At 74.9% G+C, this 24,540-nt stretch carries 20 protein-coding genes and 3 pseudogenes; 13 read left to right on the plus strand and 10 right to left on the minus strand.

The annotated features are described in order from the left end of the window. Nucleotides 1-7: 7 nt before the first annotated feature. Nucleotides 8-1,477 (minus strand): hypothetical protein, encoded by a 1,470-nt coding sequence (locus J7I94_RS02870; protein ID WP_215164857.1) that lies wholly within the window; start codon nt 1,475-1,477, stop codon nt 8-10. Between the two features lie 248 nt (nt 1,478-1,725). On the opposite strand from J7I94_RS02870, the gene J7I94_RS02875 reads away from it, so the two are divergent. The 4 genes from J7I94_RS02875 to J7I94_RS02890 all read left to right on the plus strand — a co-directional run bounded on the left by J7I94_RS02875 (nt 1,726) and on the right by J7I94_RS02890 (nt 6,878). Next, a complete protein-coding gene (locus J7I94_RS02875; protein ID WP_251074571.1) occupies nt 1,726-2,196 on the plus strand; it encodes a GNAT family N-acetyltransferase in 471 nt (156 codons plus the stop codon). 132 nt (nt 2,197-2,328) lie between these two features. Next, entirely contained in the window at nt 2,329-3,828 is a 1,500-nt protein-coding gene (locus J7I94_RS02880) for an ABC transporter substrate-binding protein (protein WP_215164859.1), read from the plus strand. A gap of 3 nt (nt 3,829-3,831) precedes the next feature. Beyond that, nucleotides 3,832-5,625, plus strand: a complete 1,794-nt coding sequence (locus J7I94_RS02885; protein ID WP_215164860.1) for an ABC transporter permease subunit — start codon at nt 3,832-3,834, stop codon at nt 5,623-5,625. Beyond that, nucleotides 5,622-6,878, plus strand: a complete 1,257-nt coding sequence (locus J7I94_RS02890) for an MFS transporter (protein WP_215164861.1) — start codon at nt 5,622-5,624, stop codon at nt 6,876-6,878. Before J7I94_RS02885 ends, J7I94_RS02890 begins: the two co-directional genes overlap by 4 nt. Here the strand turns inward: J7I94_RS02890 and J7I94_RS02895 are convergent. Further along, nucleotides 6,869-7,600, minus strand: a pseudogene (locus J7I94_RS02895) (CDP-alcohol phosphatidyltransferase family protein); the annotation flags it as partial. The gene J7I94_RS02890 and the pseudogene J7I94_RS02895 sit on opposite strands and share 10 nt — an antisense overlap. 107 nt (nt 7,601-7,707) lie before the next feature. On the opposite strand from J7I94_RS02895, the gene J7I94_RS02900 reads away from it, so the two are divergent. The 5 genes and pseudogenes from J7I94_RS02900 to J7I94_RS02920 all read left to right on the plus strand — a co-directional run. Further along, nucleotides 7,708-8,685, plus strand: a complete 978-nt coding sequence (locus tag J7I94_RS02900; protein ID WP_215164862.1) for a zinc-binding alcohol dehydrogenase — start codon at nt 7,708-7,710, stop codon at nt 8,683-8,685. Between the two features lie 86 nt (nt 8,686-8,771). Next, nucleotides 8,772-9,170, plus strand: a complete 399-nt coding sequence (locus J7I94_RS02905; protein ID WP_215164863.1) for a 6-carboxytetrahydropterin synthase — start codon at nt 8,772-8,774, stop codon at nt 9,168-9,170. Then, nucleotides 9,167-10,351, plus strand: a complete 1,185-nt coding sequence (locus J7I94_RS02910; RefSeq protein ID WP_215164864.1) for a glycosyltransferase family 4 protein — start codon at nt 9,167-9,169, stop codon at nt 10,349-10,351. Before J7I94_RS02905 ends, J7I94_RS02910 begins: the two co-directional genes overlap by 4 nt. Further along, nucleotides 10,279-11,190, plus strand: coding sequence for a class I SAM-dependent methyltransferase (locus tag J7I94_RS02915; RefSeq protein WP_374198352.1), 912 nt, complete (start codon nt 10,279-10,281; stop codon nt 11,188-11,190). Before J7I94_RS02910 ends, J7I94_RS02915 begins: the two co-directional genes overlap by 73 nt. Continuing rightward, nucleotides 11,187-11,948 (plus strand): annotated as a pseudogene (locus J7I94_RS02920) (lysylphosphatidylglycerol synthase domain-containing protein); the annotation flags it as partial. The gene J7I94_RS02915 and the pseudogene J7I94_RS02920, both read left to right, overlap by 4 nt. A gap of 779 nt (nt 11,949-12,727) precedes the next feature. Here the strand turns inward: J7I94_RS02920 and J7I94_RS02925 are convergent. Then, nucleotides 12,728-13,522: a creatininase family protein gene (locus J7I94_RS02925; protein WP_215164865.1), complete on the minus strand. Its 795-nt coding sequence runs from the start codon at nt 13,520-13,522 to the stop codon at nt 12,728-12,730. A 53-nt stretch (nt 13,523-13,575) separates the two neighbouring features. On the opposite strand from J7I94_RS02925, the gene ribA reads away from it, so the two are divergent. Further along, nucleotides 13,576-14,247, plus strand: a complete 672-nt coding sequence (gene ribA / locus J7I94_RS02930; protein WP_215164866.1) for a GTP cyclohydrolase II — start codon at nt 13,576-13,578, stop codon at nt 14,245-14,247. Here ribA and J7I94_RS02935 read toward each other — a convergent pair. Beyond that, nucleotides 14,162-15,466, minus strand: a complete 1,305-nt coding sequence (locus tag J7I94_RS02935; protein ID WP_215164867.1) for a serine hydrolase — start codon at nt 15,464-15,466, stop codon at nt 14,162-14,164. The two genes, ribA and J7I94_RS02935, sit on opposite strands and share 86 nt — an antisense overlap. 129 nt (nt 15,467-15,595) lie before the next feature. Here J7I94_RS02935 and J7I94_RS02940 point away from each other — a divergent pair, with 129 nt between their 5' ends. Continuing rightward, nucleotides 15,596-16,042: a PPOX class F420-dependent oxidoreductase gene (locus J7I94_RS02940; RefSeq protein WP_215164868.1), complete on the plus strand. Its 447-nt coding sequence runs from the start codon at nt 15,596-15,598 to the stop codon at nt 16,040-16,042. 118 nt (nt 16,043-16,160) lie between these two features. Here the strand turns inward: J7I94_RS02940 and J7I94_RS02945 are convergent, their stop codons facing one another. Both J7I94_RS02945 and J7I94_RS02950 read right to left on the minus strand, forming a co-directional pair. After that, on the minus strand, nt 16,161-17,513 hold the full coding sequence (locus J7I94_RS02945) for an MFS transporter (protein WP_215164869.1): 1,353 nt from the start codon (nt 17,511-17,513) through the stop codon (nt 16,161-16,163). A 121-nt stretch (nt 17,514-17,634) separates the two neighbouring features. Further along, nucleotides 17,635-18,300: a TetR/AcrR family transcriptional regulator gene (locus J7I94_RS02950; RefSeq protein ID WP_215164870.1), complete on the minus strand. Its 666-nt coding sequence runs from the start codon at nt 18,298-18,300 to the stop codon at nt 17,635-17,637. Between the two features lie 119 nt (nt 18,301-18,419). Between J7I94_RS02950 and J7I94_RS02955 the strand changes: the two genes are divergently transcribed. Further along, nucleotides 18,420-19,298, plus strand: a complete 879-nt coding sequence (locus J7I94_RS02955; protein WP_215164871.1) for a shikimate dehydrogenase — start codon at nt 18,420-18,422, stop codon at nt 19,296-19,298. Between the two features lie 20 nt (nt 19,299-19,318). After that, the gene (locus J7I94_RS02960) at nt 19,319-21,124 is read left to right on the plus strand and encodes a bifunctional sugar phosphate isomerase/epimerase/4-hydroxyphenylpyruvate dioxygenase family protein (protein WP_215164872.1); all 1,806 of its coding nucleotides are present in this window, start codon (nt 19,319-19,321) and stop codon (nt 21,122-21,124) included. Here J7I94_RS02960 and J7I94_RS02965 read toward each other — a convergent pair. The 4 genes and pseudogenes from J7I94_RS02965 to J7I94_RS02980 all read right to left on the minus strand — a co-directional run. After that, complete coding sequence (locus tag J7I94_RS02965; RefSeq protein WP_215164873.1) at nt 21,111-22,574, minus strand: membrane-associated oxidoreductase; 1,464 nt, start codon at nt 22,572-22,574, stop codon at nt 21,111-21,113. The genes J7I94_RS02960 and J7I94_RS02965 overlap by 14 nt on opposite strands. Before the next feature lie 59 nt (nt 22,575-22,633). Further along, the gene (locus J7I94_RS02970; RefSeq protein ID WP_215164874.1) at nt 22,634-23,218 is read right to left on the minus strand and encodes a histidine phosphatase family protein; all 585 of its coding nucleotides are present in this window, start codon (nt 23,216-23,218) and stop codon (nt 22,634-22,636) included. Between the two features lie 6 nt (nt 23,219-23,224). Further along, entirely contained in the window at nt 23,225-24,103 is an 879-nt protein-coding gene (gene gnd / locus J7I94_RS02975) for a phosphogluconate dehydrogenase (NAD(+)-dependent, decarboxylating) (RefSeq protein ID WP_215164875.1), read from the minus strand. A gap of 1 nt (nt 24,104) precedes the next feature. Continuing rightward, a pseudogene (locus tag J7I94_RS02980) lies at nt 24,105-24,540 on the minus strand (glucose-6-phosphate isomerase); the annotation flags it as partial.

The following is a 24,540-nucleotide window of genomic DNA, read 5'->3' on the forward strand; positions in this document are numbered from 1 at the left end:
CCGGTCTTCAGCGCTCGCGTACGCGGCGGACGGCGCCGAAGGTGACGAGGGCCAGGGAGACGGTCGCGGCGGCCCATCCGGCGCCGTCGTCCGGATCGGCGTCCGCCAGGATGCCCGCGGCGAGCAGGGCGAAGAAGGCGCCCGCGGTCAGCGGGCCGGTGCCGGGCGGCAGGGGCGCCGCCGTACGCCGGCGTCTGCGCGGGAGCCAGAGGCGGAGGAGTTCCGCGGTGGCCGCCAGGGCGAGGAGCCGTGTTCCGGCCCTGAACCACGCGGGTGCCGTGGCGTCCGGCTCGCCCACGCCCAGGAGCGCGGTGAGGCCGAGGAAGACGATCGGGATCAGCCACAGGAGGCTCGGGCGGGGGTGGGGGCCGGCGGGCGGTGCGTACTGGTACGCCCTGTCCGTCTGGTCCGTCTGGTCCGTCTGGTCCGTCTGGTCCGTCTGGTCCGTCTGGTCCGTCTGGTCCGTCTGGTCCGCCTGGTCTGTATGGTCCGTCTGGTTCACCGCTGACGGAACCGGCGTACCAACAGGCGGCCCCTCCGGTGCCGGGCGCAGGGCGCGCGTCTGTGCGCGTCGGAGGCGGCCGCCGATGCCGTCGTCGCCGTACCGGTCGCGGTGGGCCGCCAGCTGCGCCTGGAGGTCGCGCAGCTGCTCGGCCATCGCGTCGAACTCCGCGCGCCGTTCGGCCGCCCGGTCCGCCGCCGCGCGGTGGCCGCCGGCGAGCCGGTCCAGCGTCGCGGCGTAGTCCTGTCCGGCCTCGGCGCGGGCGGCCTCGGCGGTGCGCGGCACCTCGGCGAGTTCCGCGCGCAGACGGGCGCGTCCGGTCTCGATGATCTCGGCGATGCGGTGCCGCTCGTCCGGCGGCAGGGTGCGGGGAGCCCGGGCCTCGGCGCGGGCCACGGCGGACTCGCGCCACGCCATGAGCGGCCGGCCGCGGTGCTCGCCGATGCCGTTGATGTGGACCCGGCCGCCCTGGGTGCGGTGGATGTAGAGGACCTGGCCGCCCCGGCCGCCCGGCGCCTTGCCCCAGCTGACGCGGTCGAAGTCCGCCGCCGTCCGGATGCCGTGGGCGGCCAGGTCGCGGACCAGTCCGGTGCCGATGCCGTTGATCTCGCGGGCGTCGAGGCGGGTGCCGCTGAGCGCGCGGGCGACGGACTCCCGGCGCAGTACCGCGAGGGCGCGCTGCTCCTGGCTCTGCTGCTTGCCGTCCAGCCCGGCGAGCTGCCGGGTCAGGGAGCCTTCCTGGCGTGCCCGCCGGGCCTCGACGCGGCGCACTGCCTTGGCGTGCGCGGCGGCGGCGCGGTCGAGGTCGCGTTTCTCACGGTTGAGGCGACGCCGGTCGGCGATCTCGAAGGCGGGGCGCTTGCCGAGGAGGCGGCGCAGGGCGCGGACGGACTCGACGAGACGGCGGCGCTCGGCGCGCACCTCGGTGAGGGAGGGGGCGGGGCCGTCCCGCCGGGTGGTGGTGCTGTGGGTCAACGGGGTCTCTCAGCGGATGGTGAGCCGGGAGCCGTGACCCCGGGCGGAGCGCGGGCTGCCCAGGGACTGCATGGACGCGCACAGATCGACTCGAACGCCGGTGAAAAGGTTGTACGCGGGGCCGAAAGGTCTTCAGGGGGCCACTGATCAGGGCATACAGGTTTAATGCATATGATGCGCAAGTGCGCGAACACCACTACAGCATCCGTCCGGCGACCCCTGGCGACCTCGACGCCGCCCGAGCCGTCATGCTCGACACCGTCTACCGCGACTTCGGCAGCGGGTACGTGCCCCGGTGGCACCGCGACATCATCGATCTGGACGGCGCCTATCTCACGCCCGCGCGGCACACGCTCGTCGTCGCCGTGGACGAGGCGGGGGAGGTCGTCGCGACCGGGGCGCTCGACAGCCGGGGGCCCGTGCACCCGCCGAACCCCGCGCACGTCGCCGAGAAGTACCCCTCGGGCGTGACGGCGCAGTTGCGGCGCGTCTACGTGCGGCCCGAGCACCGGCGGCGCGGACTGGCGCGGCGGATCGTCGACGAACTGCTCGCCTTCGCCGCCGCCGACGGCGGGTACCGGGCCGTCTACCTGCACACCGACCCCGCCGTCACCGGCGCCGAGCCCTTCTGGAGATCGCTCGCCAAGGTGGTGCACGACGAGCGGGAGGACGCCGGCGGGGGACAGGGGATCGTGCACTTCGACGTCCCCATGCCCTGACCATGTCCTGACCATGGGGTGACCATGGGGTGACTGTGTTCGTGGAAATGGTTTCCACGTAGGCTTGACCCCGCACCACCGCCACCCACCGCCACCCGTCCGACCTGCCCGAATCCGATCGAACCGAGGACCATGCGTTCCCACCGCCGCCTTCGGCTGCTCGCCCCCTTCCTGCTCCTTCCGCTGATAGCCGGCTGCTTCTCCTCGGGCGGCGGCTCGGACTCCGGGTCCGGCGACGGTGACGGCTCCCGGCTGCGGGTCGCGCTCGCCTTCCCGCCCGCCGAGAACCTCTCGCCGTACGGTGCCGACGCCACCCTCCTCAGCCGGCTCGGCGTCACCGAGGGACTGACCTCGCTGGACGCGAACGGCAGCGCCGCGCCCGCGCTCGCCGCGTCCTGGCAGCAGAAGAACAGCAGGACGTGGGAGTTCACGCTGCGGGAGGCCGCCTTCCAGGACGGCACGGAGGTCACCCCGGCCGCCGTCGCGGACTCCCTCGCGCACGCCGTCGAGGCGGAGCCCGCGCCCGCCGCCCTGTCCGGCGTCGGCCTCACCGCGAAGACCGGCGGCGACCGGACGGTCACCGTCACCACCGACGAGCCCGACCCCGTACTCCCGCTCCGGCTCTCCAGCCCCTCCCTCGCCATCCTCTCCGCGAAGGCGTACAAGGCGAGCGACAAGGTCGATCCGGTCGGGACCGCCACCGGGCCCTTCGAGATCACCAAGGTGAACGGGACCACCTCCGCCGCCCTCGACCGGTTCGACGACTACTGGGGCGGCCGGGCCCAGGCCAGCGGCATCGACGCCCGCTTCATCGCCGACGGCACCGCCCGCGCCAACGCCCTGCGGACGGGCGAACTGGACATCGCCGAGGCCGTGCCCGTCTCCCAGGCCGCGACCCTGGACCAGGGGACCCGGCGCGACACCGCCACCACCCGCACCACCAGCCTCCTCCTCAACGCCTCCTCCGGCCCCCTCAAGGACGCCGGACTGCGGGCCGCCGCCCGCGCCGCGATCGACACCTCCGTCTTCGCCAAGGATGTGTACGAGGGGTACGGCGACGCCGCCGCCGGGATCTACGGGCCCGCCGTGACCTGGGCGGAGGGCAAGCGGGAGAAGCCGGCCGGGCGCGCCGCCGCGAAGAAGGCCGACGGGCGGACCATCACCCTCGCCACCTACGACAACCGGCCCGAGCTGCCGGAGGTCGCCCAGGTGGTGAAGGAGCAGCTGGAGAAGGCCGGGTTCACGGTGAAGCTCACCGTGCGCGAGTACTCGCGGCTGGAGAGCGACGCCCTGGACGGGAAGTTCGACGCGTTCGTCCTCGCCCGCAACACCCTCCTCGACACGGGCGACCCGGTCTCCATCCTCGCCAGCGACTACACCTGCGACGGCGACTTCAACATCGCCCAGCTCTGCGACAAGGACGTCGACCAGGCGGTCGCGGACGCCGAGCAGGTCGCCGACACCGACAAGCGGCGCGCCGCCGCCATGACCGCCGAGGCCCGCGTCCTCGGGACCGACGCGGTGGTGCCGCTCGTCCACCAGCGGATCATCACCGGTGTCGCCGACGGCGTCCAGGGTGTCGTCCTCGACCCCTACGAGCGCACCCTCGTCGGCACGGGAACGCGGCGCTGAGCCGTGCGGCAGCAGGTGACGGCCGCCGCGTGGCGGGTACTGCTCGCGGCCGGGCTGGTGTGCGGGATCGGGCTGCTGCCCTGGCTCACCCGCACCGACCCCGCGCTGACCGTCCTCAAGGCGCGGTCGGCCGAGCGGGACCCCACCCCCGAGGTGCTGGCGGCCGTCCGCGAGCAGCTCGGGCTCGGTGACGGCCCGCTGCCGCTGCTCGGGAAGTGGCTGGGCGGACTGCTGCGCGGGGACGCCGGGCAGTCCTGGATCTCCGGGACCGACGTGCTGCCCGGCGTGCTCCAGGCGCTGGGCGTGTCGGTGCTGCTGATGGCGGTGGCGCTGGTGGTCGCCGTTCTCACCGCCGGCGCGGTCTGCGCCCGTACGCTCCGGCTGGGCGCGCGGCGCCGGCTCGACGGCCGGCGTTCCCGCGGCACGGTCTCCGCGATGGTCGCCGCGCTCCCCGAGTTCCTCCTCGCCTCCGTGCTCGCCACCGTCGTCGGCGTCCAGCTCGGCTGGCTGCCCGCGCTCGGCTGGTACGGGCCGCAGTACACGCTGCTGCCCGCGCTCGCCCTCGGCCTGCCCGCCGGGGCGGTCCTCGGCCGGCTCCTCGACGACCTGCTGCCCGGCGCCTTCGCCGAGCCGTGGGCGCTGGCCGCCGCCGCCCGCGGACTGACCGGCCGGCGCATCGCCCGGCAGGCCGTACGCCGCTGCGTGCCCGCGCTGCTGCCCAACTTCGGCCTGTTCGTCGTCGGCCTGACCGGCGGGGCCGTCGCAGTCGAGCAGATCTTCGACATCCCCGGCCTGGGCCGCACCACCCTCCAGGCCGCCCTCGCCCAGGACCTGCCCGTCCTCCAGGCCGGCACCCTCGCCCTGGTGCTGCTCGCCGCCCTCGCCACCGGCGGCGCCCGGCTCGCCGCCCACCTGCTCACCGGGCCCGCCCTGCGCGACGGCGCCCTGTCCACCCTGCACCGGCCCACCCCGCCCGCCCGCGGCCCGCTGCCGCTGGGCCTGGCCGCCGTACTCCTCGCGGTCGTCGCGCTCGGCCTGCCCCGCGACCCCCTCGCCGTCGAGACCGGCGCCCGGCTCAACCCGCCCTCCCTCGCCCACCCCTTCGGCACCGACTCCCTCGGCCGCGACCTGCTCGCCCGGGTCGGTCACGGCGCCCTGTCCACCCTGCTGCTCGCCCTCACCATCAGCGCCGCCGCACTGGTCGCGGGCGTCCTGCTCGGCCTCGTCCCCCGGATCTCCGGGCCGCTGGTGGACACCGTCAACGCCGTCCCGCCGGTCCTGCTCGCCCTCCTCGTCACCGCCGTCGCGGGCAGCGGCACCGCCACCCCCGTCCTCGCCGTCACCGCCGTCGCCTGGGCCCCGCTGGCCGCGCACACCGCCGCCCTGCTCCGGCAGGAACGCGCCACCCTGCACGTCCTGGCCACCCGGGGGATCGGCGCGGGCCGCTGGTACCTGCTGCGCCGCGAACTCCTGCCCGCCGTCCTGCCGCCCGTGCTCCGGCACGCCCTGATCCGGCTGCCCGGCGTCGCCCTCGCCCTCGCCTCGCTCGGCTTCCTCGGCCTCGGCGCCCAGCCGCCGTCCCCCGAGTGGGGCCTGCTGCTCTCCGAGAACCAGCCCTACGCCGAACGCGCCCCCTGGGCCGTCCTCGCCCCCGCCGTCGTCCTCGCCCTGCTCGGGGCGCTGGCCGTCACCGCCGCCGGGGGCGTACGCCTGCCCCGCCGACGCCGTACGCACCGTACGGACACCCCGGAGACCGCCACCCCGGAGACGGCCAAGGAACTGGTGGGGGCGAGGTGACCGCGACCCCCGCCGGCGCGCTCCGCACGGCCTCCGGCCGCACCCGGCTCTCCCCGCTCCTGCGCCTGCTCGTCCTCACCCAACTCGCCTTCAACGTCGGCTTCTACGCCGTGCTGCCCTTCCTCGCCGAACACCTCGGTCAGGGCATCGGCATGGCGGGGTGGCTGGTCGGGTTCGTGCTGGGGCTGCGCACCTTCAGCCAGCAGGGGCTGTTCGTGGTCGGCGGGGCCCTCGCCGACCGGTACGGCATCCGGCCCGTCGTCCTCGCCGGGTGCCTGCTGCGGATCGCCGGGTTCGTCTGGCTCGGGTACGCCGACGCCACCTGGTCCGTCGTCACGGCCGTCCTGCTCATCGGGTTCGCCGCCGCGCTGTTCTCGCCCGCCGTCGAGTCGGAGGTGGCCCGGCAGGCCGTGCTGTGGGAGGAGGAGAGCGGCGAGGACCGCACCCGGGTGCTCGCGCTGTTCACGGTCGCCGGGCAGGCCGGGGCGTTCGTGGGACCGCTGCTCGGCGCGCTGCTGCTCGGCGTCGACTTCCGCACCGCCTGCCTGGCCGGCGCCGGGATCTTCGTCCTGGTCCTCGCCGGCCACGCCTGGCTGCTCCCGCAGCGCGTCCCCGGCCGGGCCCGCGTCCGCGCCGAGGGCGGCGCGCGGCTGCTGCTGCGCAACCGGCCCTTCCTGGCCCTGTGCTGCGCGTACGGCGCCTACCTCCTCGCCTACAACCAGTTCTACCTGGCGCTGCCCGCCGAGGTGGAGCGGGCGGCCGGTTCCCAGTCGCCGCTGGCCTGGCTGTTCGCGCTGTCCTCGCTGCTGGTCGTGACCGCCCAACTGCCCGTCACCCGCTGGTCGGGCCGGCGGCTGACCCCGCGCCGGTCCATGACGGTGGGCCTGGCGCTGGTCGCGGCCGGGTTCGCGGCGGTGGCGGCGGCCCGCCCCGCCGACTGGACCGGCACGGCCGGGCTGCTGCCCGCCGCCGCCTTCGTCGTCCTGCTCACCCTCGGCCAGATGCTGGTCGCGCCCGTCGCCCGGGCCTGGGTCCCCGACCTCGCGGAGGACGGCCGGCTCGGCCTGTACACGGGCGCGCTGTCCTCGGTCTCCGGGCTGATCGTGCTCCTCGGCAGTTCCCTCACCGGCTCCCTGCTGGACAGCGGACTGCCGGCGGCGGTGCCGTGGCTGGTGCTGGCCGCGGTGCCGGTGGCGGCGGCGGTGCTGCTGCCCCGCCCGCGGAGGGCGACCGGCGCCGGTACGGCCGCCTGAGCCGCACCGGCCCGGGAGGTGCGCCGCAGCCAGAGCACGTCCCGGCCGAACGACCACACCAGCAGACCCAGCGCCGTCAGCACCAGTCCCGTGTTCACCGCGTGCGGGAGCAGTTCCGCGCCCGCCGTCAGCAGCAGGACGCCTTGCAGCGCGGCCACCGTCTTGCGGGCCCGGCTCGGCGGCAGTGGCGCCGACAGCCAGGGCCGGACGCGGGCGGCGCCGACGAAGACGTAGCGCATCGCGCCGATCAGCAGCACCCACGGGCCCAGTCGGACGGACACGTACACGCTGAGGACCAGGATCAGGAACGCGTCCACCTCCATGTCGAAGCGGGCGCCCAGGGGGGTGGAGGTGCCGGTGCGGCGGGCGACGTGGCCGTCGACGCCGTCCAGGAGCAGCGCCACGGCGGTCAGGCCGACCAGCAGGGAGACGGGCGGCGCGGCGCGGAAGGAGTCCGCGACCAGGGCCGTGACGGCACCGACCAGGCCGGCCCGGCCGAGGGTGACGCGGTTGGCCGGGCCGAAGACGGCCGGGCGGGTGCGGTGCAGGGCCCGGGAGAGCACCGCCCAGGTGGCGCACGCGAAGACGAGCCCGGTCAGCCAGCCGGCCGGACCCATGCCGTGCGCCGCGCCGAGCAGCGCCAGCAGCAGGACCTGCGCACCCGCGCCGGCGGCGGTCTCCCACCGCACGGGACGGGCGTCGTACATGTCGTTCAGGGCCACCGAACATCCTCCGGCCGTGTGACAGAGTCGATCAGCGCCGCCACCCAGTGAGCGGCCTGTGCCCCCTCGGTACGTGGGCCGCCCGCCGACCGTTCAGGAGGAACCCGATGACGCGCACCGCCGCCGCCTTCTGGCTCGACTCGCCGGGACAGGGCGCGATCCGCCCGGTGGGACTGCCCGAGCCCGGCCCCGGGGACGTGCTGGTGCGCACGCTCTTCAGCGGGGTCAGCCGGGGCACCGAGACCCTCGTGTTCGACGGCCGGGTGCCCGCCGGCCAGCACGCGGCGATGCGGGCGCCGTTCCAGGAGGGGGACTTCCCCGGCCCGGTGAAGTACGGCTACCTCAACGTCGGGGTGGTGGAGGAGGGGCCCGCCGCGCTCGTCGGCCGTACCGTCTTCTGCCTGTACCCGCACCAGACCCGCTACGTGGTCCCGGCCGCCGCCGTCACCGAGGTGCCGCCGTCCGTGCCCGCCGGGCGGGCCGTGCTCGCCGGGACCGTGGAGACCGCCGTCAACGCGCTGTGGGACGCGGCCCCGCTGATCGGCGACCGGATCGCCGTGGTCGGCGGCGGCATGGTCGGCTGTTCGGTGGCCGCGCTGCTGGCCCGGTTCCCCGGCGTGGACGTCCAGTTGGTCGACGCCGACCCGGCACGGGCCCAGGTGGCCGCCGCGCTCGGCGCCGGGTTCGCCCTGCCCGGGGACGCCCTCGGCGACCGCGACCTCGTGGTGCACGCCAGCGCCACCGAGGCGGGCCTGGCCCGCTCCCTCGAACTGCTCCGGCCCGAGGGCACGGTGCTCGAACTGAGCTGGTACGGCGACCGGAGCGTCGCCCTGCCGCTCGGCGAGGCCTTCCACTCCCGCCGCCTGACCGTGCGCGGCAGCCAGGTCGGCACCGTCTCCCCGGCCCGGTCCGGCAGCCGCACCCACGCCGACCGGCTCGCCCTCGCCCTGGACCTGCTCGCCGACCCCGCGCTGGACGTCCTCGTCACCGGCGAGTGCGCCTTCGAGGAACTGCCGGACGTGCTGCCGCGGCTGGCCACCGGAGAACTGCCCGCGCTGTGCCACCGGGTGCGGTACGGCCGCTGAACGGGAGGCGGGGGCGGGCCGTACTACCGGACGCACCGCACCCGGAGAACACATTCGGAGACGTACCACACCTGGAGGGTCGCCCGTTGTTCAGCATCACCGTCCGCGATCACATCATGGTCGCCCACAGCTTCCGCGGCGAGGTCTTCGGCCCCGCGCAGCGCCTGCACGGAGCGACGTTCCTGGTGGACGCCACGTTCCGGAGCGAGCAGCTGGACGCGGACAACATCGTCGTCGACATCGGGCTGGCCACACGGGAGTTGGGCGCGGTGGTCGCCGAGCTGAACTACCGCAACCTCGACAACGAACCCGACTTCGCCGGGATCAACACCTCGACCGAGTTTTTGGCCAAGGTCATCGCCGACCGGCTGGCCGACCGGGTCCACCGGGGCGCGCTCGGCGAGGGCGCCAGGGGCCTGGCCGGCCTCACCGTCACGCTGCACGAGTCGCATGTGGCGTGGGCGAGTTACGAGCGTGCGCTGTGACCGACACGACCGCCGCCGAGCGGGGCCGGCTGGCGCATGTGCCCGCGCAGCGGAACGTCCCGAGGAACGGGGAGACCGTCCCCATGTCCCTGCGCTCCGTCCACTTCGTCCTGCCCGGCGGCGTCGACGACCCGGCCGCGCCCAGCGGCGGCAACGCCTACGACCGGCGGACCGGACTGGACCTGCCCGGCTTCGGCTGGCGGGTGCGGCCGGTCGCCGTGGCCGGCGACTGGCCCCGGCCCGGCCCCCACGCCCGCGCCGAACTCGCCCGCGCGCTGCGCCGGTTGCCGGACGGCGCCGTGGTCCTGCTGGACGGACTGGTCGCCTGCGGCGTACCGGAGATCGTCGTCCCCGAGTCCGGACGGCTGCGGACGGCCGTCCTCGTCCACCTCCCGCTCGCCGACGAGACGGGCCTGGACCCGGCCGTCGCCGCGGACCTCGACGCCCGGGAGCGGGCCGTACTGCGGGCGGTGTCCGCGACCGTCGCCACCAGCGACTGGGCGGTGCGCCGCCTGGTCGCCCACCACGGCCTCGACCCCGGCCGCGTCCACCTCGCCGCCCCCGGCGCCGACATCGCGCCCCTCGCCCCTGGCACCGACGGCGTCTCCCGGCTGCTGTGCGTCGCCGCCGTCACCCCGCGCAAGGGACAGCACCGGCTGGTGGAGGCCCTCGCCGAGGTGGCCGACCTGCCGTGGACCTGCGCGTGCGTCGGCGGACTCGGCCAGGACCCGTCCTACGTCGGCCGGCTGCGGGCGCGGATCGGCGCGCACGGGCTGGGCGACCGGATCGCACTGGCGGGACCGAGGACCGGCGCCGCCCTCGACGCCGCCTACGCCACCGCCGACCTCATGGTGCTCGCCTCGCGCGCCGAGACCTACGGCATGGCGGTGACGGAGGCACTCGCGCGGGGTGTCCCGGTGCTGGCCACGGACGTCGGCGGACTCCCGGAGGCGGTCGGCCGCGCGCCCGACGGCACGGTGCCCGGCCTCCTCGTACCGCCCGAGGACCCCGCCGCCCTCGCCGCCGCGCTGCGCGGCTGGTTCGGTGAGCCCGACCTGCGACGCCGCCTCAGGACCGCGGCCCGCGCCCGCCGTACGTCCCTGCGGGGCTGGGCGTCGACCGCCCAGTCCCTGGCGACCGTACTGGGACGGCTGCCCGACCTGTCCGGGAGGCCGGCATGAGGCGGACGGAGGCGGCGGCCGAGGCGGTCCGCTATCCCCCCGAGTGGCTGCGGCTGCGCGAGCCCGCCGACGCCGCCGCGCGCGCCCGGGAGCTGCTGGAACCACTCCGGGCCGCGCGGCCGGCCGGTCCGCCGGCCATCCACGACGTGGGCTGCGGCACCGGCTCGATGGGCCGCTGGCTCGCCCCGCTGCTCGACGGGCCCCAGCACTGGACCCTGCACGACCGCGACCCCTACCTGCTGCACTTCGCCTCCGCCGACCCCCCGCGCGCCGCCGCCGACGGCAGCCCGGTCACCGTGGAGACCCGGCGGGGTGACATCGGCCGGCTCACCCCGGACGCCCTGCGCGGGGCGTCCCTGGTCACGGCGTCCGCGCTCCTCGACGTCCTCACCGCCGACGAGGTCGCCACCCTCGCCGCCGCCTGCGCCGGAGCCGGCTGCGCGGCGCTGCTGACCCTCTCCGTCGCCGGACGCGTCGAACTGGCCCCCGCGCACCCGCTGGACGCCGAGATCGCCGCGGCCTTCGACGCCCATCAGCGGCGCAGCGGCCTGCTCGGCCCGGACGCGGTGGCGGTCGCCACGGACGCCTTCGCCGCGCACGGCGCCACGGTCCACGTACGGCCGAGCCCCTGGCGGCTGGGCCCCGACGAGGCCGCGCTCACCGAGCGGTGGCTGCGCGGCTGGGCCGGTGCGGCCATGGAACAGCGGCCCACGCTGCGCGGACCGGCCGCGCGGTACCTGGCCGAGCGCCTCGCGGCCTGCCGCGCCGGGGAGTTGGCGGTGACCGTCCACCACGACGACCTGCTGGCGCTGGGCCGGCCGGCGGGCGGTGACACGTGAGCACACCCACCGGGCGGCTCCGCCGCCATCTCGGCTCCCTCGCCGGCGTCGCCGTCCTCGCGGTCCTGCTGGGGCGGACCGGCGGCGGTCCCTTCCTGGACGGGCTGCGCCGCGTCGACGGACCGGCGCTGCTGGCGGCGCTCGGCCTCGGCCTGGTCACCACCGTGTGCAGCGCGTGGCGCTGGACGCTGGTCGCCCGCGCCCTGCGGATCGCCCTGCCGCTGGGCCCCGCCGTCGCCGCCTACTACCGCTCCCTGTTCCTCAACGCCGCGCTGCCCGGCGGCGTCCTCGGCGATGTGCACCGGGCGGTACGGCACGGGCGCGGCGCCGGTGACCTGGGCCGGGGCGTGAAGGCGGTGGTCCTCGAACGCGCCGCCGGGCAGGTGGCGCTGGCCGTCGTCGGGGCGGTGGTGCTGGTGACGACGGAGTCGCCGGTGCGGGACGAGGTCCGGCACCTGGCACCGCTGGCCGCCCTCGCGGCGCTGGGTGCGCTGGCGGTCCTCGCCGCGCTCCGGATGAACCGGGGGCCAGTCCGCCGCCCCGTCCTTCGCGACTGGCCCGGCGTCGCGGTGTCGTCGGCGGTCGTGCTGGCCGGGCACCTGGCGCTGTTCGTGCTCGCGGCCCGGGTCGCCGGCAGCGCCGCGTCCGTGGCCGCGCTGCTGCCGCTGGCCGTGCTGGCGCTGCTCGCGATGAGCCTGCCGCTCAACGTGGGTGGCTGGGGGCCCCGGGAGGGCGTCACCGCCTGGTCGTTCGGCGCGGCCGGGCTGGGCGCGGAGCGCGGGCTCGCCGTCGCCGTGGTGTACGGGGTGCTCGTCCTCGCGGCGAGCCTGCCGGGCGCGGCGGTCCTGGCCGTCCGTGGGCGGCGGCCCGCCCCGTCCGGGCGCGGGCCCGGCGCCGGGTCCGTGTCCACCGGGCGCCTCCCGGCCCGTGCCCGTCTCGGCACCGCCGGCCGGCCCGCACTTGACCGCGGCCCGCACACGCCCCCGCGCTCACCCGGCGCGGCTGCGGCGACGGCGGCGGGTACGGCGACCTTGGCGGCCGAGGCGATGGCGGCGGGTACGGCGACCGTGGCGGCCGAGGCGACGGCGGCGGGTACGGCGACCGTGGCGGCCGAAGCGACGGCGGCGGGTACGGCGACCGTGGCGGCCGAAGCGACGGCGGCGGGTACGGCGACCGTGGCGGCCGAAGCGACGGCGGCGGCTGCGGCGACCGAGACCGCTGCGGCGACCGAGGCGACTACGGTGACCGAGGCGACCGAGGCGACCGAGGCGACCAAGGCGACCAAGGCGACCAAGGCGACCAAGGCGACCAAGGCGACCAAGGCGACTACGGCGACTACGGCGATGGCTGCGGCGACCGCGGCGACGGCGACCGCGGCGGCTGCGGTCCGGGCCGGACGGAAGGCACCGGTGGCGTTCGTCGGCGGACCCGTCGGAAGAGGGCCGGCAGGTCCGCCGAAGCCCGGCGCCGAGGCGGCTGCCCTGCGCCGGCCCGTCCGGGAACGGCCGACGGCCGCGTACCCGGCGCGCCGCCCGCGTCAGGCGCTGCTCTCGCCCCCGGCCGGCCCGAGACCGCCGCCCCCGCCGGACGGAGGAACCCCGTCCCCCGCCCCCGTGAGCAGCGAGAAGTACGCCCCGAAGGACTCCGTGAGGCTCGCCAGCAGTGCCTCGCCCTTCTCCGCCGAACCCAGCGAAGGGCGGCCGATGACACCGGAGTCCGTATAGGCGGCCATACCGAGGGAGAGCAGATGACGCCGGTCGTCCGCGACGAAGTCGGCGGTCTCGTAACCGGGCCGGACGTACTCCGGATGGGCGTGCAGCAGCACGGACGTCTCGATCTCCCCGGCGTGCATGTCGGTGAGCAGCGAGGTCGCCACGCCCGCCCGCAGCCGTGCCGCCTCCCAGTCCTCCGGGGCCGGGAACAGCGCCATCCGCTCACCGCGCGCCGTGGCCTCCTGGACGACGTTGCCCAGGACGTAGTTCCCGCCGTGCCCGTTGACCACTGCCAGGGCGTGCACGCCCGACCGGCGCAGCGACGCCGCGATGTCCCGCACCACCGCGTGCAGGGTCACCGCGGAGATGCTGACGGTGCCGGGCCACGCCGCGTGCTCGTGCGAGCAGGAGACCGTCACCGGGGGCAGTACGTGCACCGGATACGCGGCGCCCAGTTCCCCGGCGACGGCACAGGCCACCAGCGTGTCGGTGGCCAGCGGCAGATACCGCCCGTGCTGCTCGTAGCTGCCCACCGGCAGCACCGCCACCTGCCGCGCTACGCCGGCCCCCCGGGCCCGCACGTCCTGCGTGGTGTCCGCCGGTATCCCTGAACCACCCATGTCCGCAAGGCCCTTCGTCTCAGCTCGTGAAACTGTTGAGGAACCCGGGAATGATGACAGAACCGCATGGCGTACCAGGCGAGAAGACCGCACCCCGGCGCACGGACGTGGAACGCGTGACGGCCGTCCCGCTGCCCACGGTGTACGGGAACTTCCTCGCCGTCGGCTACCTCGACCACCAGCGCGGCGACGAACAAGTGGCCCTGGTGTACGGGGACATCGGCACCGAGGGCGTCCTCGCCCGGCTGCACTCGGAGTGCCTCACCGGCGACGCCTTCGGCTCCCGGCACTGCGAGTGCGGCGACCAGCTCGCCTCCGCGCTGCGCGCCGTGGCCGCCGAGGGCGCCGGCGTCGTCGTCTACCTGCGCGGGCACGAGGGCCGGGGCATCGGCCTGCTCGCCAAGCTGCGCGCGATGGCCCTCCAGGCGGAGGGCCTGGACACCGTGGAGGCCAACCTCGCGCTGGGACTCCCGGTGGACGCCCGGGACTACGGGGCCGCCGCCCGCATCCTCGACGACCTGGGCGTCCGCTCGGTCCGCCTGATGTCCAACAACCCGCGCAAACGGGAGGCGTTGACCCGGCACGGCATCCGGGTCGCCGAACAGGTGCCGCTGCTGATACCCCCGTGCGAGAGCAACATCACCTACCTGCGGACCAAACGGGAGCGCCTGGACCACCACCTGCCCCACCTGGACGCCGCGGCCCCGGTGCCGGTCGGTCCGTGAGCGCCTCGTGCACCAGCCGCTTCAGGTCCCGGAACACCGTGTGCGAGGACCTCGGCCGCACCTGGGTCAGGAACTGCACCGTCAGGTCCCGGCCCGGATCCACCCAGAACGTCGTCGTCGCCACCCCGCTCCAGCCGTACGTCCCGAGCCCGGAGGGCGCCTGGGTGCGGGCCGGGTCGGTCACCACGGAGACCCCGAGGCCGAAGCCGACGCCGTCGTTGCCGGGCTCGTCGTGCGCCGGGCGGCTGCCGAAGGCGCGCAGATCGGCGCCGCCGGGGAGGTGGTTGCGGGTCATCAGGTCCACGGTGTCCGGGGCGAGCAGCCGTACGCCGTCCAGTTCGCCGCGGCGCCGCAGCAGCTCGCTGAAGCGGTGGACGTCGTAGGCGGAGGCCACCAGGCCGCCGCTGCCGGACAGGAACCGCGGCCGGCCCCGCAGCGGCAGCCCGGGGACGGGTGCGATGCCGCCACCGTCCTGCTCGCCGTACAGCTCGGCCAGCCGGTCCGCCTGTTCGTCGGTGACCTCGAAGCCGGCGTCCGGCATGCCGAGCGGCCCGAAGATCCGCTCGGCGCAGAAGACGTCCAGCGGCCGGCCGCTCACCACCTCCACCAGCCGCCCCAGGACGTTGCTGGCGACGGAGTAGTTCCACTGGGTGCCCGGTTCGAACTGGAGCGGCAGGCTCGCGTACAGGTCGACCGTCTCGGCCAGGTCCGCGCCGGGCCGCACCGACGACTCCAGGCCCGCCGCCCGGTACAGGGCGTCCACGGGGTGGGCGTGGTAGAACGCGAAGGTCAGGCCCGCGGTGTGGGTCATCAGGTGCCGGACCAGGACCGGACCGGCGGCCGGGCGGGTGGTGACGTCGGGCGCTTCGCCGCTCACGTACACCCGCGGCTCGGCGAACGCCGGCAGGTGGCGGGCCACCGGGTCGTCCAGCGACAGCCGGCCCTCCTCCACCAGCATCAGCGCGGCGACCGCGGTGACCGGCTTGGTCATGGAGTAGATCCGGAACAGCGTGTCGGCCTCGACGGGCAGCCCGGCCGCCACGTCCCGCCGGCCGTACGCCGTGAGGTGGGCGACGCGTCCGCCGCGGGCGACGGCCACCAGGAAGCCCGGCAGCCGGCCCGCGTCCACCTCCCGGGCGAAGTGTGCGTCCAGCCGCTCCAGCGCGCCCCTGTCCAGCCCGGCCTCGTCCGGGTCGGTCTCCTGCCGCAGCCGTGCCATCGTCGTTCTCCCGTCGTGCTCGTCACTCGCCGAGGTGCGTCCGGTCTACCCGCCCCGGACCGCCTCAGACCTCGGGGCCGTCGGGAACCTCGGGGGAACACACCACCGCGCCGGCCTGTTCACCCGGGCATGACCGATGACGACGACGCCACGCGGGACGCGCTGCTGAAGCTGTTCGCCGAGGGACACGCCGGAGTGCTGGTCACCCTCAAACGGGACGGACGGCCCCAGCTGTCGAACGTCAGCCACGCCTACGACCCCGCCGACCGCACGATCCGCGTGTCGGTCACCGACGACCGGGCCAAGACCCGCAACCTGCGCCGCGACCCCCGCGCCTCCTACCACGTGACCACCGGCGACCGGTGGGCCTACGCGGTCGCCGAGGGCACCGCCGACCTGACCCCGGTCGCCGCCGACCCGCACGACGACACGGTCGAGGAACTCGTCCGCCTCTACCGCGACGTCCTGGGCGAACACCCGGACTGGGACGACTACCGGGCCGCGATGGTCCGCGACCGGCGGCTGGTGGTACGGCTGCGGGTGGACCGGGTGTACGGCGTGCCGCGCCGGGACTGACCGCACGAACCAACCGGACGGACCGCACGAACAGACCACACGGACCGCACGAACACAGCAGACGGACCGGGCGGAAGTGCCCGGTCCGTGGCCGGACGGCCCCCTCAGGACGGCCCCCTCAGGCCGTGACCGTCTCCGGCCGGGCCGGCTCCTCGGCCGCCCGCTCGCCCAGCCGCTCCGTCGGGACCTGGTGGGTCTCCCGGGCCGTGAGCGCCGCGATGACCGGCGGGACGCACAGCGCCGCCGTGAACAGGGCCACCGCCGACCAGTCGTCGCCGTCCGGACCGGCGATCCGCGCCGCGAACGTCACCGCGAACCCGGCCACCGCGAACCCGATCTGGGTGCCGATCGCCACGCCGGACAGCCGGACCCGGGTCGAGAACATCTCGCCGTAGAAGGCCGGCCACACGCCGTTCGCGGCGCTGTAGACCACCCCGAAGCAGAGGATGCCGGCCACGAACGTGAGCGGGTAGGAACCCGTCGAGATCGCCCACAGGTACAGGAACATCGTCACCGCGCTGCCCGCCGCGCCGATCAGGTACACCGGCCGCCGGCCGATCCGGTCGGACAGCGTCGCCCACAGCGGGATCGCGGCGAGCGCGACGACGTTGGCCAGGGCGCCCACCCACAGCATGGCGGTACGGGACATGCCGACCGAGTCGCTGGTGGCGTACGCCAGCGCCCACACCGTGAAGATCGTGCTGACGGAGGCGATCAGCGCGCCCCCGATCACCCGCAGCACGTCCGCCCAGTGCTCACGCACCAGCACCACCAGGGGCAGCTTGACGACGCCCTGGGAGGCAGTCTGCTGCTCGAAGGCCGGGGTCTCGTCCAGGTTGCGGCGGATGAACCAGCCGACGACGGCGACCGCGACGCTCAGCCAGAACGGCACCCGCCAGCCCCAGGACAGCAGGTGCTCCTCGGGCAGCGCGGCGACGGGGATGAAGACCAGGGTGGCGAGCAGCTGTCCGCCCTGGGTGCCGCTGAGGGTGAAGCTGGTGAAGAAGCCGCGCCGCCCGTCGGGCGCGTGTTCCAGTGTCATGGAGTTGGCGCTGGCCTGCTCCCCGGCCGCCGATATGCCCTGCAGGACGCGGCACAGGACCAGCAGCACCGGGGCGAGCGTGCCGACCTGCTCGCGGGTGGGCAGACAGCCGATGAGGAAGGTCGACAGCCCCATCAGCAGCAGCGTGAACACCATGATCTTCTTGCGGCCCATGCGGTCGCCGACGTGCCCGAGGAAGAACGCGCCGACCGGGCGCGCGGCGTACGCGACCCCGAAGGTGGCCAGCGACAGCAGGGTGGCCGTCGCCGGATCGGAGTCGTCGAAGAAGATCTCCGGGAAGATCAGCGCGGCGGCGCTGCCGTAGATGAAGAAGTCGTAGTACTCCAGGGCGCTGCCGATCCAGGCGGCGGTCGCGGCCTTCTTCGGCTGCCCCGGCGGGGCCTCGGGGGCGGGGGTGGGGACGGACACGGCGGCTCCTTCGGCATCGTCGCCTAATTAACCCACTGGGTAGTTACTAGGGGTTGGGTTGGGATGTTGCGCCCAGGTGTCCCCGGTGTCAAGAGGTGGTGACTCACAGGGTCCGCCCTGTTCAGTCCGCCGCCCGCTCCGCCGTCAGGTAGGCGATCACCATGTCGCCGAGCATGGCCCGGTAGTGCTCCCGCTGCTCGGGAGCGACCAGGTCACGGCCGAACAGGGCGCCGAAGGTGGCCCGGTTGGCGACCCGGAAGAAGCAGAAGGAACTGATCATCGCGTGCAGGTCGACGGCGTCCACGTCGGCCGTGAACAGGCCCGACTCCTGGCCCGCCGCGAGGATGCGGCGGATCACGTCCAGCGCCGGCGAACCGATCTTGCCCAGCCGTTCGGAGGCGGCGATGTGCTCCGCGCCGTGGATGTTCTCGATGCTGACCAGGCGGATGAAGTCCGGGTGCCGCTCATGGTGGTCGAAGGTGACCTCGGCAAGGCGGCGGATGGCGGCGACCGGGTCCAGGTGCTCGACGTCGAGCTGCTGCTCGGCCTCCCGGATCACGCCGTACGCCCGCTCCAGGACGGCCGTGAACAGCTGTTCCTTGCCGCCGAAGTAGTAGTAGATCATCCGCTTGGTGGTGCGGGTGCGGGCGGCGATCTCGTCGACGCGGGCCCCGTCGTACCCGGCCCGGGCGAACTCGCGGGTGGCGACGTCGAGGATCTCGGCCCGGGTGCGGGCGGCGTCGCGGATGCGCCCGTTGGATCGTGCCGGTTCGTCGACGCTGGTCATCGGGTTCCTTCGGCCGGGGCGTGGATCGGTGCGGTGATTGTAGAAGGTCGGGTCTTCCGCGCGCCGGGCTGTGCTGCTATGACTAACGTACTGGTTCGTACATTAGCTGGAGGTCCCCCGTGGCCAAGGACTCGTATCTCGTCGGACTGATCGGTTCCGGCATCGGCCCGTCGCTCACCCCGGCCCTGCACGAGCGGGAGGCCGACCGGCAGGGCCTGCGCTACCTGTACCGGCTGATCGACATCGATGTCCTCGGCGCCCCGCCCGAGAAGGTGGGCGACCTGCTGCGGGCCGCCCGCGACCTGGGCTTCGACGGGCTGAACATCACCCACCCGTGCAAACAGCTCGTCATCGAACACCTCGACGCGCTCGCCCCGCAGGCTCAGGCACTCGGCGCGGTCAACACCGTCGTCTTCGAGGACGACGGCCGGGCCGTCGGCCACAACACCGACGTCACCGGCTTCGCCGCCTCCTTCGCCCGGAGCCTGCCCGACGTACCGCTGGAGCGGATCGTGCAGCTCGGCGCGGGCGGGGCGGGGGCCGCCGTCGCCCACGCCATGCTCACCCTGGGCGCCGGACGGGTCACCGTCGTCGACGCGCTGCCCGAGCGGGCCGCCGCCCTCGCCGACTCCCTGAACCGGCACTTCGGCACCGGCCGCGCCCACCCCGCCGCCCCGGACGACCTCCCCGGCCTGCTGGCCCGCGCCGACGGCATCGTCCACGCCACCCCCACCGGCATGGCCGCCCACCCCGGACTCCCGCTGCCCGCCGCGCTGCTCCACCGGGACCTGTGGGTCGCCGAGGTCGTCTACCGGCCGCTGGAGACCGAGCTGCTGCGCACCGCCCGCGCGCTCGGCTGCGCCACCCTCGACGGCGGCGGCATGGCGGTCTTCCAGGCGGTGGACGCGTTCCGGCTGTTCACCGGACGGGAACCCGACAGCACGGCCATGCTCGCCGACCTCCGGGAACTGGCCGGCGCCGTCGCCACGCCCCGATAGCCCCAGGAAGAGGTACCGACGTGCGTACGTCCATCGCCACCGTCTCCCTCAGCGGCTCCCTCACCGAGAAGCTGACCGCCGCCTCCCTGGCTGGGTTCGACGGCGTGGAGATCTTCGAGAACGACCTGCTGGCCAGCCCCCTCACCCCCGAGGAGATCCGCGCCCGCTGCGCCGACCTCGGCCTCGGCATCGACCTCTACCAGCCGATGCGGGACCTGGAGGCGCTGCCCGAGGAGGAGTTCGCCCGGAGCCTGCGGCGCGCCCGGCACAAGTTCGAGCTGATGCGCAGGCTCGGCACCGACACCGTCCTGGTCTGCTCCAGCGTCCGCCCGGACGCGATCGACGACGACGCCCTCGCCGCCGAGCAGCTCGCCCGGGTCGCCTCGCTCGCCGCGGACCACGGCATCCGCGTCGCCTACGAGGCGCTCGCCTGGGGCCGGCACATCAGCACCTACGACCACGCCTGGCGCGTCGTCGAGGCCGCCGGCCACCCCGCGCTCGGCACCTGCCTGGACAGCTTCCACATCCTCTCCCGGAACAGCGAGCCCGAGGCCCTCGACGGGATCGCCGACATCCCCGGCGAGAAGATCTTCTTCCTCCAGCTCGCGGACGCGCCCCGGCTCGCCATGGACGTCCTCCAGTGGAGCCGCCACTACCGCTGCTTCCCGGGCCAGGGCGGCTTCGACGTCGCGGGACTGGTCCGGCGCGTCCTGCGCACCGGCTACGACGGCCCGCTCTCCCTGGAGGTGTTCAACGACGTCTTCCGGCAGTCCGAGGCCGCCCCGACCGCCGTGGACGCCCAGCGCTCCCTGCGCCTGCTCCAGGAGGAGGTCGGCACCGCGTCGCCGCCCCCGCCCGTCGTCCCCACCGGCGTCGCCTTCGCCGAGCTGGTCACGCCGGACGACCGGCCGGTCACCGCGCTGCTCGGCGCCCTCGGCTTCACCCGCGTCGCCCGGCACCGCGGCAAACCCGTCGCCCTGTGGCAGCAGGGCGAGGCCCGCATCCTGGTCAACACCGGCCCGGCCGAGCGCCGCGACGGCACCCGGCTCGCCGCCGTCGGCCTGACCACCCCCGACCCCGCCGGGGCGGCCCGCCGCGCCGAGGCCCTGCTGGCGCCGGTCCTGCCGCGCCGCCGCGCCCCCGAGGACGCGCCGCTGGACGCGGTCGCCGCCCCCGACGGCACGGAACTCTTCTTCTGCGCCGCCCCCGGCGCCGACGGCCCAGACTGGCGCACCGACTTCGCGGACGACACCCCGGCGCCCGAGGCCGACGAGGCGTGCCGCGTCGACCACCTCGCCCTGACCCAGCCCTGGCACCACTTCGACGAGGCGGCGCTCTTCCACCGCAGCGTCCTCGGACTGAGCCCGCAGCAGAGCGTGGACGTCGCCGACCCCTACGGGCTGCTCCGCAGCCGCGCCGTCAGCAGCGCCGACGGCGCCGTCCGCATCGTGCTGACGGTGGGCGCCGCCCCCACCGACGACACCGCGCACGCCCAGCACATCGCGCTCGCCACCGACGACGTGGTCGCGGCGGCCCGCCGCTTCCGCGCGGCCGGCGGCCGGCTGCTGCCCGTCCCGGCCAACTACTACGACGACCTGGCGGCCCGCTACGAGTTCGCCGACGGCGAGCTGGAGACGTACCGCGAACTCGGCATCCTCTACGACCGGGACGCGCACGGTGTCTTCCGGCACTGCTACACGCGCACGGTGGGCCGGGTCTTCTTCGAACTCCTCCAGCGCGACGGCGGCTACCGCGGCTACGGCGCCCCCAACGCGGCCGTCCGCCTGGCCGCGCAGCACACCGCCCAGGGGGTCACTGGCGGCTGACGGCGCGGGTCACGCCCGCGATCACCGTCGAGGCGAGGATCCAGCCCATGAGGACGAGGACGTAGGCGAGCCACTGGTACCCGCCGCGCGGGGCGAACGCCGTCTCCTGCCCGAAGGAGATGATCGGCAGCAGCAGGTCGAGCGTGTAGAACACCGGGCTGAACTCCAGGGACTCGGACGGCTTCAGCGCCTCGGGGTGGTGCAGCCCGTAGGTCAGGGAGCCGACGGCCAGCAGGGACAGCAGCCAGGCGCCGGCCCGCAGCGGGCGGAAGCCGTAGCCGACGGCCATGTCCTGGAGCCGGCCCCAGAGGCGGCCGTACCAGCGCAGGGTGCGGCGGTGCCGGCGCAGCTTGGCCAGTTGCACCAGCCGGGCCGCGTCGTCGTCGCCGATGCGGCGGTAGGCGGCCGTCAACTGCTCGTAGGAGTGCGGGACGTAGCCGTCGCCGTCGCGCTCCAGCATGGGCAGGCGGCGCGCGGCCGGATGGTGCGGGACGAGCGCCGTGTAGGTGAGGTCGCTGAGGTACACCTTGCCCGGCACCATCGCCGGGTCGAGGCGGAGGCTGTCCAGCCGGGCGCGGCGCAGCCGGAGCGCGCCCTCGACGCGCTCGCCGTCGAACAGCCACAGCTCCCCGATGACCGCACTGGTGATCTGCAGCGCGGTACCGCCGGGCCGGGACAGGCTCGCCCCGGACAGGTCGAGGGCTCCGGTGACGCGGGCACCCCGGAAGTCCATGCGGCCCCGGGTGCGCAGACAGGTGGCCGACACACTCGCCCCGACGACGAGGTACGGCGCCTCCAGGACGGTTCCGCCGGGGGCCTCCAGTACGGCCTCACGGAGGTTGACCGTGCCGGCGACCGACGCGCCGGTGAGCCGGACCGCCCCGCGCGTGCGCAGTCCGGGCGCCCACAGGTCGGCGCCGACGGTGGCCTGGTTCAGCTGGAGCACCGGCCCCTCGGCGTCCGGCGCGTCGATCCGCGCGCTCTCCAGGTACAGGCTCCCGGCGATCTCCGCCCCGGCCAGCCGCACCGTGCCGTGGAACCGGGCGCGGGTCATCCGCAGCACGCCGTCCACCCGCACGGCGTGCGAGACCAGCCCGGGCAGTACGGACTCGCTGAGGTTCAGCTCGCGCAGCCGGCCGCCGTAGAACCGGGGCGTCTCCTCGAAGTGGCAGTGCCGCAGCCGCACCGGGTGGTCGACGGTCGCGTACTGGAGGTCGAGGCTCCCGGTGATCCGCGCGCCCGCGAGGGTGAGCGAGGGGACCTCGCCGTTCTCCCGGGGGCCGTCCAGCAGCAGCGCGCGCAGCACCCCGGCCCGTACGGTCCGCTCCGCGCCCCAGGAGCCGCCGTCGGCGGGATCGTCGTCGGGGAGGGTGCGGAAGTCGACGTGCTCGCCCCGGGCGAAGGCCCGCCACACCCGCGCCTCGGCCGTCGTCAGCTCGTTGATCTCCATCAGCGGGGACTCTGACGCGGTGGCCGGGGCCTGTCAACCAGGCCCCGGCCACCGGGAGTTCACGACCGGGTGTTCCACTCCGCGAGCACGGGGTGCCCGTGCTCGGTGGACAGCCGGCTCAGGGTCGCCGTCGCCAGTTGGAACAACCGGCCCTCGGACGCCGGCAGCCCGAGCCGGCGCGCGGTCACCACCCGCAGGAAGTGACCGTGCGCCACCAGCACCACATCGCCCTCGGCGAGCGCCGGCTCCACCCGGGACAGCAGCCGGTCGGCCCGCAGGCCGACCTGCTCCGGTGACTCGCCCGGGCTCTCGGCGCCGGGCGGCACCCCGTCGGTCCACAGGTCCCAGCCGGGCCGGGCCCGGTGGATGTCGCGGGTGGTCACGCCCTCGTAGCCGCCGTAGTCCCACTCGTGCAGGTCGGCGTCGGTCTCCGCGCCCACCAGGCCGGCCAGTTCCGCGGTGCGCACGGCCCGGCCGAGGGGGCTGGTGAGCACCAGGGCGAAGGGCCGCCCGGACAGCAGCGGGGCCAGGGACTTGGCCTGCTCCTCACCGTGCGGGGTGAGGGGCAGGTCGGTGTGGCTGGTGTGCTGTCCCGACCGGCTCCACTCCGTCTCGCCGTGGCGGACGAGCAGCAGATCTCCCACGCCGGGCTACTTCGAGGACTCGACGGCGTGGCCGCCGAACTGGTTGCGCAGCGCGGCGATCATCTTCATCTGCGGCGAGTCGTCCTGCCGGGAGGAGAACCGGGCGAACAGCGACGCGGTGATCGCGGGCAGCGGCACGGCGTTGTCGATCGCCGCCTCGACGGTCCACCGGCCCTCGCCGGAGTCGGCGGCCCGGCCGCGCAGCTTCTCCAGGCGCGGGTCGTCGTCGAGGGCGTTGACGGCGAGGTCGAGCAGCCAGGAGCGGATGACGGTGCCCTCCTGCCAGGAGCGGAAGACCTCGCGGACGTTGTCCACGGAGTCGACCTTCTCCAGCAGCTCCCAGCCCTCGGCGTACGCCTGCATCATGGCGTACTCGATGCCGTTGTGGACCATCTTGGCGAAGTGCCCGGCGCCGACCTTGCCCGCGTGGACGTAGCCGTAGGGGCCCTCCGGCTTGAGCGCGTCGAAGATCGGCTTGAGGTGCTCGACGCACTCCTTCTCGCCGCCGACCATCAGCGCGTAGCCGTTCTTCAGGCCCCACACGCCGCCGGAGACACCGGCGTCGACGAAGCCGATGCCGCGCTTGGCGAGTTCCTCGGCGTGCTTCTCGTCGTCCGTCCAGCGGGAGTTGCCGCCGTCGATGACGATGTCGCGGGGCTTGAGGATGCCACCGAGCTGGTCGATGACGGCCTGGGTGGGGCCGCCGGCCGGGACCATCACCCACACCGCGCGCGGCGCTTCGAGCTGGTCGACCAGGTCGACGAGGCTGTCGACGTCGGAGAGTTCGGGGTTGGTGTCGTAGCCGACGACGGTGTGGCCGGCGTTGCGCAGACGCTCGCGCATGTTGCCGCCCATCTTGCCGAGACCGATGAGACCGATCTGCATGTCAGTGCACTTCCTTCAGTTCGCGGTAGGCGGCCACCAGGGCCTGGGTGGACGGGTCGAGGCCGGGGACGTCCGCGCCCTCGGTGAGGGCGGGTTCGACGCGCTTGGCGAGGACCTTGCCGAGTTCGACGCCCCACTGGTCGAAGGAGTCGATGTTCCACACGGCGCCCTGGACGAACACCTTGTGCTCGTAGAGGGCGATGAGCTGGCCGAGGACGGACGGGGTCAGCTCGCGCGCGAGGATCGTGGTGGTGGGGTGGTTGCCCTGGAACGTCCTGTGCGCGACCAGTTCCTCCGCGACGCCCTCCGCCCGGACCTCGTCGGGGGTCTTGCCGAAGGCGAGGGCCTGGGTCTGGGCGAAGAAGTTGGCCATCAGCAGGTCGTGCTGGGCCTTCAGCCGGTCGTCGAGTTCGGCCACCGGGCGGGCGAAGCCGATG

The organism is Streptomyces sp. ISL-12, from assembly GCF_018614415.1.
Taxonomy (GTDB): domain Bacteria; phylum Actinomycetota; class Actinomycetes; order Streptomycetales; family Streptomycetaceae; genus Streptomyces.